Source organism: Nocardia asteroides, assembly GCA_019930625.1.
Classification (GTDB): domain Bacteria; phylum Actinomycetota; class Actinomycetes; order Mycobacteriales; family Mycobacteriaceae; genus Nocardia; species Nocardia sputi.
Map to the genome: position 1 here is coordinate 5,426,388 of CP082844.1, position 13,244 is coordinate 5,439,631.

At 65.1% G+C, this 13,244-nt stretch carries 8 protein-coding genes and 2 pseudogenes; 6 read left to right on the top strand and 4 right to left on the bottom strand.

Going from position 1 to position 13,244, the window contains the following annotated elements:
* Positions 1-891: 891 nt before the first annotated feature.
* Positions 892-2,196 carry a beta-lactamase family protein gene (locus tag K8O92_24900; GenBank protein UAK31067.1) on the bottom strand — a complete coding sequence of 435 codons (1,305 nt, stop codon included), beginning with the start codon at positions 2,194-2,196 and terminating at the stop codon, positions 892-894.
* A 451-nt stretch (positions 2,197-2,647) separates the two neighbouring features.
* Here K8O92_24900 and K8O92_24905 point away from each other — a divergent pair, with 451 nt between their 5' ends.
* A complete protein-coding gene (locus tag K8O92_24905) occupies positions 2,648-3,682 on the top strand; it encodes a DUF6492 family protein (protein UAK31068.1) in 1,035 nt (344 codons plus the stop codon).
* A 259-nt stretch (positions 3,683-3,941) separates the two neighbouring features.
* Entirely contained in the window at positions 3,942-4,145 is a 204-nt protein-coding gene (locus K8O92_24910; GenBank protein ID UAK31069.1) for a hypothetical protein, read from the top strand.
* A gap of 138 nt (positions 4,146-4,283) precedes the next feature.
* On the opposite strand, the gene K8O92_24915 is transcribed toward K8O92_24910, so the two are convergent.
* Together K8O92_24915 and K8O92_24920 are read right to left on the bottom strand one after the other, a co-directional pair.
* Entirely contained in the window at positions 4,284-5,156 is an 873-nt protein-coding gene (locus tag K8O92_24915) for a phytanoyl-CoA dioxygenase family protein (protein UAK31070.1), read from the bottom strand.
* A complete protein-coding gene (locus tag K8O92_24920) occupies positions 5,153-5,755 on the bottom strand; it encodes a TetR/AcrR family transcriptional regulator (protein UAK31071.1) in 603 nt (200 codons plus the stop codon). Before K8O92_24920 ends, K8O92_24915 begins: the two co-directional genes overlap by 4 nt.
* 515 nt (positions 5,756-6,270) lie before the next feature.
* Here K8O92_24920 and K8O92_24925 point away from each other — a divergent pair.
* Positions 6,271-8,073 carry a protein kinase gene (locus K8O92_24925; protein ID UAK31072.1) on the top strand — a complete coding sequence of 601 codons (1,803 nt, stop codon included), beginning with the start codon at positions 6,271-6,273 and terminating at the stop codon, positions 8,071-8,073.
* Here the strand turns inward: K8O92_24925 and K8O92_24930 are convergent.
* On the bottom strand, positions 8,027-8,434 hold the full coding sequence (locus K8O92_24930) for a TetR/AcrR family transcriptional regulator (protein ID UAK31073.1): 408 nt from the start codon (positions 8,432-8,434) through the stop codon (positions 8,027-8,029). The two genes, K8O92_24925 and K8O92_24930, sit on opposite strands and share 47 nt — an antisense overlap.
* A gap of 10 nt (positions 8,435-8,444) precedes the next feature.
* On the opposite strand from K8O92_24930, the pseudogene K8O92_24935 reads away from it, so the two are divergent.
* From K8O92_24935 to K8O92_24945, 3 genes and pseudogenes are all read left to right on the top strand, one after another.
* A pseudogene (locus K8O92_24935) lies at positions 8,445-8,635 on the top strand (FAD-dependent oxidoreductase).
* A 94-nt stretch (positions 8,636-8,729) separates the two neighbouring features.
* Positions 8,730-10,511, top strand: a complete 1,782-nt coding sequence (locus K8O92_24940) for a gamma-glutamyltransferase (protein UAK31074.1) — start codon at positions 8,730-8,732, stop codon at positions 10,509-10,511.
* Positions 10,512-10,559: 48 nt separating this feature from the next.
* Positions 10,560-11,725: pseudogene (locus K8O92_24945) on the top strand (lipase family protein).
* Positions 11,726-13,244 lie beyond the last annotated feature (1,519 nt).

Here is a 13,244-nt window from a genome sequence, read left to right on the forward strand (position 1 = left end):
CGGTGGTTCGTGCCGGTAACGGACCAATGGGGTGTCGAGATCGGCGTTATTGAATTCTCTCGGCGTCAGGGAGACCGTGAGATGTCGCAGGATTCCTGGCGTCGGCGGTTCTTCCGGAAGCCCGAGTTTGGCCCGTTGCGTGGTCAAAGCGGGTCGGATCAGGTCTTCGTGGAGGTTTCGCACAAGCTGCAGCGGGCCGATGTCCACCGTGACGTGGGGTATTTCGAGCACCTCCGCGGCCAGGTAACCGCCGAACTCCGAGCACTCGTGCAAGACGACATCAGGTCGCCACCGTTGGGACAGGTCCAGTACGTCTTCCGCGACACGCAAGGCGATACGGTCACCGAGGAACTCCGTCATGTACATCCGGTCGAACGCGTCTATGTCCCGGTCGAGCAGACACCCGAAAATCGCTGCATCGAACTCGCGGTCGGCCCACCGTATTCCCACGTCTACGGTCTCGACGCCGTAGTTGCTGTGCAGCCAGGCCCCCCACTTCTGGGGTGCCGCAACGCGGACATCGTGGCCGTGCCTGCTCAGCGCGTCGGCCAGTGTGACCAGCCCCCGAAAGTGGGATTCGAACTGGTTGACGGTCACCAGCACGCGCATGCGATCTGCCCGCGAGAAAGCCATGCCCGCAGCGTGACACATTGGGGCTCAACGACGTACGCGTTTCCACGGAACTGGATCAGCGACGGTTTCCGCTCGGATGGTGCCTCTTCCCACTGCGGCGGCTCCACGTCAGCATCAGCACCAAGACAGCCGGGGCAGGGAAGCGGCGGGGTCCATCTCGGTGTCGTCGGTGCGCAACTCACGCAACACGACGCCGACCGGCTCGGCTGCATCATCAATCCCTCGGTCTCGGCGGCCCAGTGTGAACATGTGGCGCCGCTACCGAATTCCAGGGGTTGCCGGGTGCGGGCCGACGCAGGCGAGGATGAAGCAGCCCGGTGGCCAATTCGCGAGCGGCGTGGACATGGGCTTGCCCAGGCAGGACAGCGGGTTGCAGCCCGGGTAGGCCATCGGGCCGATACCGAGTGCGGCGAGGGTCGCGTCCGGATTCGACATCATCGGATCCGACAGTTGGGTATTCGCCTGCTGTTCGTAGGGTGCCGCGGCGGGTATGCGGGGTTGCCGGAAGGCGGAGCCGACGGCACGCAGGACGTCGTGCGGGAAACTCAACGCGCTGCCCGGAACCGTGACGCCGGTCCAGCTGACCATCAATCCGAGGCTCGGCACGACGAAGTTGTCCTGGCGCATCATCCCCGACATCTGCATCGCATCCGGCGGCAGACCAGGAAAGTAATTGGCGCAGTCCGGCCCGTTCACGACGAACAGGAAGCCGTAGCAGGGGTTCGTCGGGGTGGGCCGGCCGGCCTGCGCGAGATAGTCTCCCGAAATGATTTGGTGACCGCCCCACTGGCCGCGATTGGTGAGCAGGAGGCCGAGCTTGGCGAAATCGTCCGGTGGCAGCAGGAGATGCGCGTAGCCATAGGTGTTTCCGCTTCGGTCACGCCCCCAGAAGTAGTCGGTCGGCGGAATGCCCAACGGATCGAACAGCTTTCGCTGAGCGTAGGTCTGGAAGTCCTCGCCGACCGCACGTTGGATGACGTATACGAGCAGATCGACAGCGCGCTGACTGTAGCGCCACTCGGTGCCCTGCTGTTGATCGATCGGCATCGCCAACGCCTGCGCGACCACATTCGGGTCGATTTGCGCCAGCCCGGTGATGCCCTCGGAGGCCACCGCCACCCGCATGCCGCTGGATTCGATGAGCAGATTCCGCACCGTGATCGCGCGATGTCCGGCATCACCGAGCTCGGGCGGCAGATAGGCGCCGATCGGGTCATCGAGCCGCAGCCGCTGCTCGTCCACCGCGATCCCGGCCACCATCGAAACCACACTCTTGGTGCTGCTCCATAGATTCCACGGCACACCGGCGGCCCGTGCGTTGTCGGGACCGGTCGCGATCAAGCAATTGTTCCGGAAGATCTGCAGCGTCGTGCGCGTCGAATCCGCCGCGAGGGCCACCGCCTGGCGCAGCGCCGCCGAATCGAGTCCGACCTCCTCCGGTGTCGCCGTTTCGGGGACCCGTCCACTGCTGACCGCGCAATGCCTCAGCCCGTCCGGCTCGGCCTGTGCCATCACCGGTGCACCGACCCCGAGCATCGACGTGGCCACCGTAATGGCGGCCATCGCAATGCTTCTCATACCTCGACCCACGCCGGCCTCCGCTCTCGACGAACTCCACCTGGCTCATCGCCCCCACCTCACACCGGTTACCACCTTGGGTGCCCCTACTTGCAGGGGGGCGGACCCGCGCCGTCACCGCAGCCGCCCGTGCTGGACGACGTGGAAGTATCCGTTGCGACCCCGGCCGTATCGGCCACTGCTATGTGGTGGACGCCTACTGCGGTCCCGACCGCGAGCACGCGAGGTGTCCGTGCTCGCGAACCTGCTCCGATGGCGCTTGTTCACGCCAACCCCTCGGCTGTACGCGATCTGGAGGCGATCCGCTTCCATGGCATGATCGGCGAGAACGAGCGGCGAGCACTCTGACCATCACCAACATCTTCATCGACCAGACCGCCAACCCACGAATCCTGGCTATAGTTACCGGCGACGATCAGCCAGGGAGAGCCTGAACGTGACCACCGAAACTGTGTACCTGCCGGCGATCGACGTCATGATCCCGGTAGCGGCCAAGGATTTGACCAGCCTCGATGCCTGTCTCACGGGACTGAGAACACACTGCCGTAATCCGATCCGATCGGTGAATGTCGTCGGGTCCGCGCGACTCCGCGTCCAGGTGCGGACCGACCACGTGCTGCAGTGGATCGATGAGGAAGGGGTCTCGCCGACACCGGCCTCGATCGGGGCGACCCTGCGCGCGGCAGGCGGTGATCACGACAATTCGTCCTGGTACTGCCAGCAGTTGATCAAACTGAACTGCTTCCGCATCCTGCCGAGTACGGTCCAGCACCTCCTGGTCCTCGACGCGGACTACACGCTCGTCGACGATGTCGTGTTCGTCGAAGGCGATGGCACATCCTGTCTGGCACTTGGTTATCCACTGCATTGGCGCCTCGGCACGCGTCAACATGCGATCCCCGCCCGCCACTCCGCGATCACCGCAGCGACCCGGCTGCTTGCCGAGTGGCGGCCGGTCGACCCATACAGCGGAATGCAACATCACATGGTGTTCGACAGGAAAATCCTGACGGATCTGACTCGGCGAGTCGAGAATCAGCATGAGCGACCGTTCTGGAAGGCATTCCCGGCGACGATTGAACACACCAAATGGACCGGTGCTTCGGAATATGTTCTCTACCGCCACTTCGCAGCGAAGTTCTTCCCTGAACAGATCCGGTCACGACACCTCGACGCCATCGACATCATCCAGCCCGCCGAAAACGCATCGTGGACATTGGCCGACGCTGTCGCCAGCGCCCGCCGGGCGGGAATCAAGGCGATCGGATGCCACAGTTTCCTCAACTACCGCAAACGGATTGCCACCATGGACTGCATACCCGACCAGTTGCGCGTCCGGCTGCAAACAACCCTCGGGGCGCTGATGCTCGACCTGAACCAAGGCGACCTTCACATCGCCGCTGCAACCCTGCCTCTGGGGCGCGCCGAAGTACTGGACACCGATGCTGTGACGGTGCTTGATTCGGCCTGATTCTCGGCAACTTCGAACGCGAGGACGCGAACCGGGCCTCAACGCGCGCGAGCCCGTCGCGGTCGAGGGTGGTGTGCGCCCGAGTGGGATCGGCCTGCGTGGCACCGTGGCTTCTGGCACGGATAGCTCAGGTCGTAGCAGGTTGTGTCGGCCGATCGCGTCAAAACTGTGTGTTGACGCGGTTTGCGGGTATGCGCATCAGAGGAACTCGATGACTTGCTCTGGTGTCATCGTTTCCGACGGACATCAGGAGGTTCTCATGCTCGCCATCGCCGCAGCCGTAGCATTCGGTCTCGCGCTCATTTTCGATCTGGCGGATGCCACCTTCGGTGAGGCCATTACCGGCGGTACCTTCGTCACCCTCGGACTGTTGTTGATCACCCTGCACCTCGCGGGATTCGGTACCAGCGCGCGCGCCGGTACCGGGGGCCGCTCCCGGAGCTGGCGGCGCGTCCGTCGCTGAGCGCTGTCGTCCGGCTCGACCGGTTCGGTGGCGACGTCATCGTCGTCATCGGAGCCACAGGTGACCGCGACCCGAGCAAGCGCCGCCTTCTCGGGGGGAGTACCCCTGTGCCCGGACGGGACAGTGGTGGCAACCCCGTCATCGAGTTCGAGATGTTTCGAGTAGGCGTTTGGGGTGCATGCCGTTGACTTGGCCGATGAAGGGTGGGTGGATGCTGTAGCCGAGCATGCGGCGGATGTCTTCGGAGACGGTGCGGGCGCAGTCACGGCTGGTGGACAGGGTGAAGGCTTCCTGGGGTCGCAGCCAGGGTTCGCAGTACTGGGCGGTCACGGCCAGTCGTGGATGTGCGGAGCGGTTGGCGCCGCCGCCGTGCCAGAGAGTGCCGAGGAAGAACACGCACGACCCTGGTGCAATCTCTACGCTGACGATCGAGTCGGAGGCTGTGGGCCGCCGGTCGGCCCACAGGTGGCTGCCGGGGATGACGACAGTGGCGCCGTTGGTTCGGGTGAAGGGGTCGATAGCCCACACGGTGGCCGCCCCGACCGGCGGGCGGGGCCGAGGCAGCGGATAGAACCCATCGTCGTGGTGCAGCAGCTGCGCGTTCTCGCCGGGCAGGATGTTGATGACTTGTAGCTGGGACAGCAGGTAATTCGGTAGGAACAGTCTGTCGAGCAGGGCCAGCACCCGCGGATGGTCGACGAGGCGGTCGCAGTCGCGGGTTTTCTCCAGCACGCTGTAGAGGCGTTGGGTGCGTTGCCCTTCGAAGATGTTGCGGCCGGTGTGATCGAGCAGTTCTGCGGCGGACTCGCGGATACGTGCACAGTCCTCGGTGCTGATCAGGTCTTCGAGGATGACGTAGCCGTCGCGTTCGAGGGCGGCCATGTCGGCATCGACCACCGCCGGATCGACCGTGGCGCCGCCGCTTTCGGTGGCCTTGTGCTGCCCCGCCAGGTCGGTGCCGAGGTCCTCGAGTTCGGTGACAGTGCCGGTAGGGGCGGGTTCGTAATTCATGGTGTGTGTCCTCTCTTGTCGGTGAGTCCGACTGCTCCGGAGACGAAGGCCCAGAGCTGAGCTATGACGGACTCCGGAGTAGGACGGGGGGTGCGCGTGAGCGCGACCGACACCACGGCGTTGGTGCCGCCGAGGGTGGCGGCGGCCAGATACTCCGGATCACGATCGGCGGGGATCTCGCCGTGGTGCTGGGCGCGCGCCATGTTGCGGGCGCCGAGTTCGATGAGCATGCTCAGCCGCGCGGTGTGCGCGGCCGCGACCTCGCCGTCGCCGACCAGACCGCCGAGCACGATCGGGGCCAGCGGCTCGCCGTAGAGAAAAGCCACCCAGTCCCGGATGCGGTGCTGTTCCCGTGCCGCCCAATTGGATTCGGGGTACTCACGCAGCGCCGCGGCATCGCAGAGCCGGTCGTAGAACGACTCGAGCACCGCGATCAGCAGTCCGGTGCGGGTCCCGAAATACCGGTACGGGAGCCCGGTGCTGACACCGGCGCGGCGTGCCACCGCCGCGACTTCCAACTCCCCGGTCTCGCTCAGCTCATCCGCGGCTGCCTGAAGCAGGTTCTGGCGAGCGGCGCTTCCGCGTGCGGTCTTGCCCATGATCGGATGGTAAGTTGAGTTCAACTCAAGTTGCAACCCTCGATGGTCCATCGAGGCCGTTCCCCTTCCCAGGACGCGGAACCACAGCGCAGGGGGAGGGCCCCGCCGAGCGTGACCATCCCGGATCAAGCCCCGAATTCGTTCCGGAAGCAGTACCGCGAAAGCTGTTTGGAAATCGGTTGGCTGCCGGAAAGGCTTTTATGGAAGATGACCCGGCTCCGAGTGGTGCCGGCCGGTCGGCATCACGAATTCGGTCGTATGCGTCCGGGGTACACTGAATTTGCGACAGGTTGTCGGCGGATTTCTGGGCACGATCCGCATCTCGCACCGGTGGCGGGCAGTGCCCAGCCGCGTACTCGCCGGCATGAGCATGGCTGGGAATTCGCCCGCCGCCGATAGCGCCGACTCTCGACTGTCCGGCCTGGCTACAACAACCAGTGTGAGGCACCCGCTCGGGCGGGAGTTGGAACAAATCGAGTACACGTTTGCCAGTCGGGCGGCCATGGGACGGCACAATGAATGACACGATATTGGGTGGTGGGGACGCCACTCGGCCAGCGGAGGCGTTCGGACGCTATCGGCTTCTGTCGTTGCTGGGTCAGGGCGGCATGGGCCAGGTGTGGCGGGCGCACGATTCGCTGACCAACCGGGTGGTGGCGCTCAAGGTGCTGCCTGAACGCTTCGCCGAGGACGAGGAGCTTCGCGAGCGGTTCCGCCGGGAGTGCCGGGCGGTGGCGCAGTTGACCGAGCCGCATGTGATCCCCATCCATGACTTCGGCGACATCGACGGTCGGCTCTATCTGAATATGCGCTTGATCGAGGGCACCGACCTGCGCACGGTGATCAGGCGAGAAGGGGCCTTGCCGCCGCGTCGGGCAGTGGCGATCATCGCACAGGTGGCCGGCGCGCTGCAGGCGGCCCACGACGCCGGGCTGGTCCACCGCGACGTCAAACCCTCCAACATCCTGCTGGGAGGCGATGAGTTCGCCTCGCTGATCGATTTCGGGATCGCCCGTGCCGCCGACGACCGCACCCTCACCACGGTCGGCCAGACCATCGGCACCGTCGCCTACATGGCGCCGGAAGAGATCAGCGCGGAGGTCAAGGCCGATGCCCGGGTGGACGTGTACGCCTTGACGTGCGTACTGCACGAGTGCCTGACCGGCCGACCGCCGTTCGCGAGCGCATTGGGGATGCAGGGTGTGATCGCCCAGCACCTGCACAGCCCGCCGCCGCGTCCCAGCGCCACTGCACCCGATGTACCGACTGCGTTCGATGCGGTTATTGCCAAGGGTATGGCCAAAAATCCCGATGATCGCTACCAGACCGTGCGCGAGCTGGCCGCGGCGGCCTGCGCCGCGGTGGGTGATCCCCCGGCCAGCAGCACAGGGGGCGTGGCCGCCCGAGATGAGCGGCGGATCAGATTGTCTCGCAAGACAGCCATGCTGCTGGCCGCCGCGGTCGCGGTTACGGTGTTGACCGCCGTAGCTGTCATCGTCGGTGTCCAGCGGGAATCGGCTGGCGGCGACTCGCCCACACCCACAGCTTTCGCCCCCGCCTACTCGTCACCGACTCCGCTGCCGTTCACCGGCGTCACCCTGCCCACCGGTGTGGCGGTCGATAATGCGGGCAACGTTTACGTCACCGATATGGGTAACGATCGGGTGGCGAAATTGGCGGCGGGTGCGTCGGAGCCGACGCCGCTGCCGTTCACCGGCCTGAGGAACCCGCAGGATGTGGCAGTCGATGATGCGGGCAACGTTTACGTCACCGACACAAGTAACAATCGGGTGGTGAAATTGGCGGCGGGTGCGTCGGAGCCGACCTCGCTGCCGTTCACCGGCCTGAAGAATCCCCAGGGTGTGGCGGTCCACCCGGCGGGAGACGTATACGTCGCCGACCGGGGTAACAATCGGGTGTTGAAGTTGGCGGTGGGTGCGTCGGAGCCAGCCACGTTGCCATTCACCGAGCTCAAAGATCCCCAGGGTGTGGCGGTCGACAATGCGGGCAACCTGTACGTCACAGAATTGGGCACCGAACGGGTGTTGAGGTTGGCGCCGGGCGCGTCGGAGCCGACCATGTTGCCATTCACCGGACTCAAAGATCCCCAGGGTGTGGCGGTCGACACGACAGGAGACGTGTACGTCGTCGACTGGGGTAACGAATGGGTGGTGAGGTTGGCGGCGGGTGCGTCGACGCCGACTCAGCTGCCATTCACCGGACTCAAAGATCCCCAGGGTGTGGCGGTCGACAATGCGGACAACGTTTACGTCACCGACCTGGGCCCCCATCCGGTGATGAAACTCCCGGTCGGCTGAACCCCCGTTTCCGCGCCATCTTCCGGCTGGCTGCTCGGTCGATCGCAGATCCTACTCGGCTGTACGGCGTAGGGAACTGGCACGTACAGAACACGGCTTGGAACAGTCCTTGCTTGCCGCCGAAGTGGTGGTTCACCGCGCCTCGCGTCAGGCGGGCAGCGCGAGCGATCTCGTCGGCGGAGAGTTCGGAGTACCGCTGTTCTATGAACAGCCGACGGCCCGTCTCCATGAGGGCGGCCTGGGTGGCTTCGGTGTATTTAGCCCGTCGTCCCTTGACAGTCACGCAGACAAGACTACATTCGCATACATCATGTATCTGAGATGTTGGATGTATGCGAATGTCGAACCTCGCAGACGTCATCGTGGTGGGGACTCGCGGCTGCGACGGAGATTTCACTACCCCGTCGACATTGACGCGCTTCGGATCGCAGCTGTCTCGGCCGACCGGCCCGCTGCACTGGGCCGGCACCGGAACGGCGACCCGCTGGGCCGGAACATCGACGGCGCGGTCGACTCCGGGCAACGCGCTGCTCGCGAAATCCTCGCGATCAGCACCTCATGAGCGCCGCCCAACCGATCGAGCGGACGCAGCGTATCCACCCATCAGTTCTCGATTCCCCAGGACCTCGTACGACCAACTCCTCTGAAGGATCACAATGGGCAGATTCACCACGCGCCCCACACTGCAGGGCACCTTCGGCATGGTCTCGTCCACTCACTGGATCGCCTCGGCGGCCGCGATGGCGATACTCGAGGACGGCGGTAACGCCTTCGACGCCGCGGTAGCCGCGGCGTTCGTACTGCACGTGGTCGAGCCGCACCTCAACGGGCCGGCGGGGGAAGTTCCGATCATCCTCGCGCCGGCGGGACGGGCACCGCAGGTACTGTGCGGCCAAGGGCCCGCACCGATGGGCGCGACGATCGAGCACTACACCGATCTGGGCCTGGATCTCGTACCCGGAACCGGACCGCTGGCCGCGGCGGTGCCGGGTGCCTTCGATGCCTGGATGCTGCTGCTTCGCGACTACGGCACGAAGCGGCTGTCGGACGTACTGGCCCATGCCATCTGGTACGCCGAGCGTGGGCATCCGGTGCTCGAGGATGTCTGGTGCACCTTGTCTGCGATGCAGAGCCTCTTCGAGTCCGAGTGGACCACCTCGGCGGCGGTGTACCTGCGAGGAGGAAAGCCGCCCGCACCGGGACAGTTGCTGAAGAACCCGGCCCTGGCACGAACCTGGCGGCGTTTGATCGCCGAAGCCGAGGCCGCACATGCGGACCGCGAGGCCCAGATAGAAACCGCACGACGTACATGGCGGGAGGGATTCATCGCCGAAGCGCTGACCGCCGCCGCCGCACAGCCCACCATGGACACTTCGGGTGAGCGGCACACCGGCACCTTGAACGGCAGCGACCTTGTGCACTACGTTGCAACCTACGAAGATCCGGCCACCTACACCTGGAACGGCTGGACGATCGCCAAGCCCGGTCTCTGGAGCCAGGGCCCGGTGTTCCTGCAACAGCTGGCCCTGCTGCCAGAACAGATGGACCACGGCACGGCCGATTACTACCACACCCTGATCGAGGGCTCGAAGCTCGCGATGGCGGACCGAGAGGCTTGGTACGGCGACTGCACGGATATGTCCCTGGAGGCGTTGTTGTCGCCCGCATACAACGCGGAGCGCCGAGCGACGATCAGTCCGGACGCGTCCCACCAGCTGCGGCCCGGAAGCCCGGACGGCCGGCCGCCGAGGGTGAGCGAGTATGCCGTTTCCGCTGTGCCGGACCGTTTTCCTGCAGGGACGGGGGAGCCGACGGTAGCCGCGACAGGCACCGTCCGTGGCGACACCTGCCACCTCGACGTCGTGGACCGCTGGGGCAACATGATCGCCGCTACTCCCAGCGGCGGCTGGTTGCAGTCGAATCCGATCGTGCAGGAACTCGGATTCCCACTCGGTACTCGGTTGCAAATGGCTTGGCTGGAACCTGGCCTACCGAACTCTCTCGCGCCAGGCCGCCGCCCTCGGACCACGCTCAGCCCGTCCATGGCGTTACGCGACGGAGAGCCCATCTTGGCGTTCGGCACCCCCGGCGGCGATCAGCAGGACCAATGGAGCCTGCATTTCTTCCTGGAGGTCGTCATGCGCGACAACGTCCGTGGCCGTTTGGACCTGCAGGGTGCTGTCGACGCACCGAATTGGCATCAGGACAGTTTCCCTGGCTCGTTCTATCCGCGTTCGATGAGTCCGGGAGCGGTGACGATGGAATCGCGGATCAGCGCCGAAATCCGCACCGAGCTGCGCCGGCGTGGCCACCGGATCACCGTGGGCGACGCCTGGTCGGAGGGACGTCTCTGCGCTGTCGCTCGTGACCCCGAGACGAACGTGCTCTCGGCGGCCGCCAATCCTCGCGGGATGCAGGGCTACGCGGCCGGCCGCTGAAACACCATCCGAACTTTTCTCTCGCGACCCACTCACTCAGGAGACTCCATGTCTAGAAGGACGTTGCCCGTGCGGCGCGTGATCGTGACGGTACTTGCAGCCGTATCGCTGGTACCGGTGACCGGATTGTCAGCAGCCGATGCGCTGCCCGCTGCCGGGCCGGGAACGATAACGTCGTTCCGACCGCTGATGGAAGCCGAGCTGATTCCGTCGGCCGGCAAAGGGTATCGGCTCGTCTACCGAACCACCGGTCAGAACGGTGAACCCCAGATCAGTGCCGGAAACATCTACCTGCCCGCGGGGAATCCCCCTCCAGGCGGTTGGCGAGTGGTGTCATGGGGACATTCCACCAGCGGTATCGCGCAAGGCTGCGCACCTAATCTCATGGGCGGGATCGCGGATACTTTCGACGAAACGCCGCAGCTGTCTGCCTACCTGGCACAGGGTTACGCGGTGACGGCCACGGATTACATCGGGCTCGGCGCACCAGGACACTACGAATACCTAGCCGGGCGCGCTGCCGGGCACGCGGTGCTCGACATCGTCCGGGCCGGGCGCGCCCACGACCTCGGGCTATCGAACTCGTACGTGCTGGCCGGGCATTCCATCGGGGGGCATTCGGCACTACTCGCGGCGCGATTGTCACCGATCTACGCTCCCGAACTCGACCTACGCGGCACGGTGGCCTACGCCCCGACGAGCAACTACGAGGACCTGATCGCCACGCTCTCCGGCCCCGGCCTGCGGGTGCCGCTTCCCGAGGGGCTGCAGATCAGGGTCTTGATGATCATGGCCGGCCTCGATCACGTGCCCCCGGATCTACGCGTCACCGACTACCTGAGCGACCGGGGAAACAGGTGCTCGCCCTCGCCGAGGCCGGTGAAGGATGCTTGCGGTCAGCGGGGGACGCTGTCGCGGGCCGCCCCTTCGGCGATCTGTTTTCCAAGCCGTTGTCCGATCCGGCGTTGATTACAGCGCTACGCGACTACATGGCGGTACCTACGACCGGATACCGTCAGCCGCTGCTGCTCCTGCAAGGCGGCGTGGACACCGTGCAGCCGATGCCGACCACAATGCTGCTACAGCAGCAACTCGAGCAAGGCGGCGCCGATAGCCGACTGCTGTTCTATCCACCGGCCACCCATTTCACACTCTTGCAGCACGCTCGTTCCGACGCGAATGCATTCCTTGCCGACGTTCTGCCGCCCCATTGAGGCAAGGCGTCCAACGGCTGTTTCGTGTGACAAGCCTGGATGAGTAGAGAGCTGCCCGCGCCTCGGCCGGACAGCCGCTCGGCCAGTTCGGACGCGACCGTCGCGCGCCCCGCCGCGGATGCTGCCGCCGCGTCTCACAGATCGCGGCCTCCCACCTACGCTGCCACGCGGGTCGGTGATTCCGCGGTGATGGCGACGAATAGGGCTATTCGAGATCCTTCTGCACAGAGAAGCGGTTGAACGAGCCGCGCACCCATCGCCGGGTTCGCCCCCCGGCTCGTATACGCCGCGGCACAGCCATGGACATTGGCGACCATATCGACGGCGGGAGCGGTCTGTGTGCTGCCACACCGCCGCCGCGGCAACGATCCGCCGTACGGCCCGGCGAAGACAGGAACGATTGCCTGCGGGCAGGCAGGAGCAGCGTCACGCGCGCTGACCTGACCGCTGTCGCTCGGTCGCCGGAACGCCCTCCGTCAGTTGCCGAATCCCACCGTGGCCACCGTTCGCCCTTCGGGCGACATCCACCGAGGGCGACTGAGACTTTTGTTCACGCAACGCTGAACGATATCTCTATGCCAGGCAGGCGTGCCGACGAAGCGCAAGTAGTGCGCACAACCTGGGACTTCTTCCATTGTGGCCGCGAAAGAATCTTCGCCGCACTTAAACGATTCGGGCCTCGACCGCACATTTTGTTCATCAATAGTTTCCGGTAACGGGCGTACGTGCTTGCCATGCCGTCGGGGTGTTCTGCGGGGATTCGATTGGAGATTATGCAGCGGGGACCGAGCATGAAGCCTTTCGCCGGAAGCGGGGGCCGCGTCGATTGTCAGCAACGTCGTTGTTACGGCCCTGAGCGGCGCGGTTCCAGAGTCGTTCCCGTGTGCTTCGGGCGGTTGCGGTGCGGGGTCTGTGCGGGATCCGCAGCGGCAGTGTAGGTCTCGGGTGGGGTTTGCTGATGAGGCTCATAAGCATACTTAAGCATGCGTTCTCGCATGACAATGCGTAAAGATGTTCGGCGCCGAGTGTTCGCGCCGTCCGTTCCGCACTGTGAGACCGGGTCCGATTCGCCGTTCGGCGGCTCGGTGGAGTCGCACCGAAACTGTCGAGCAAAGAGCGGTACGCGTATCACTTGCGGGAAGCCGGAGCGGCTGGCAGGCTAATCGTCAGCACGCGACTGGACGATCGTCCTGTCACTTTGCTCGCGGAAGAAAGATTGCGCATGAGCTTTGGTTTCGTCTTCTCAGCAATGGGAAACTGCACGCTCGCCACTGATAAAAGGTCGTGGTACATAGAGCGCTCTATAGTGTCGGCTTTCCCGTCAGTGCAGGTAGCGTCGAGATGTCCGTCTCGATAACCGCCGCGAAACATTCTCCTGCGGAATCGCCCGGTCGGATCGCTATCCACCGGGCGCGGCCGGCGTCCGAAGTCACCGCGTTCGGAGCGGCCTCGTACCCCCCGCCTCCGGTGGCGCCGAGCCGCTGCGCGATCCGGCGCCGCCGGATCCCGGGTCGCGTCG

Excerpts from the sequence above, each read along its gene's own strand:
- K8O92_24930 (UAK31073.1), bottom strand. The coding sequence starts at position 8,434 with ATGACGTCTGCGAGGTTCGACATTCGCATACATCCAACATCTCAGATA.
- K8O92_24940 (UAK31074.1), top strand. The coding sequence starts at position 8,730 with ATGGGCAGATTCACCACGCGCCCCACACTGCAGGGCACCTTCGGCATG.
- K8O92_24900 (UAK31067.1), bottom strand. The coding sequence starts at position 2,196 with ATGGCCGCCATTACGGTGGCCACGTCGATGCTCGGGGTCGGTGCACCG.
- K8O92_24920 (UAK31071.1), bottom strand. The coding sequence starts at position 5,755 with ATGGGCAAGACCGCACGCGGAAGCGCCGCTCGCCAGAACCTGCTTCAG.
- K8O92_24915 (UAK31070.1), bottom strand. The coding sequence starts at position 5,156 with ATGAATTACGAACCCGCCCCTACCGGCACTGTCACCGAACTCGAGGAC.
- K8O92_24925 (UAK31072.1), top strand. The coding sequence starts at position 6,271 with ATGAATGACACGATATTGGGTGGTGGGGACGCCACTCGGCCAGCGGAG.
- K8O92_24910 (UAK31069.1), top strand. The coding sequence starts at position 3,942 with ATGCTCGCCATCGCCGCAGCCGTAGCATTCGGTCTCGCGCTCATTTTC.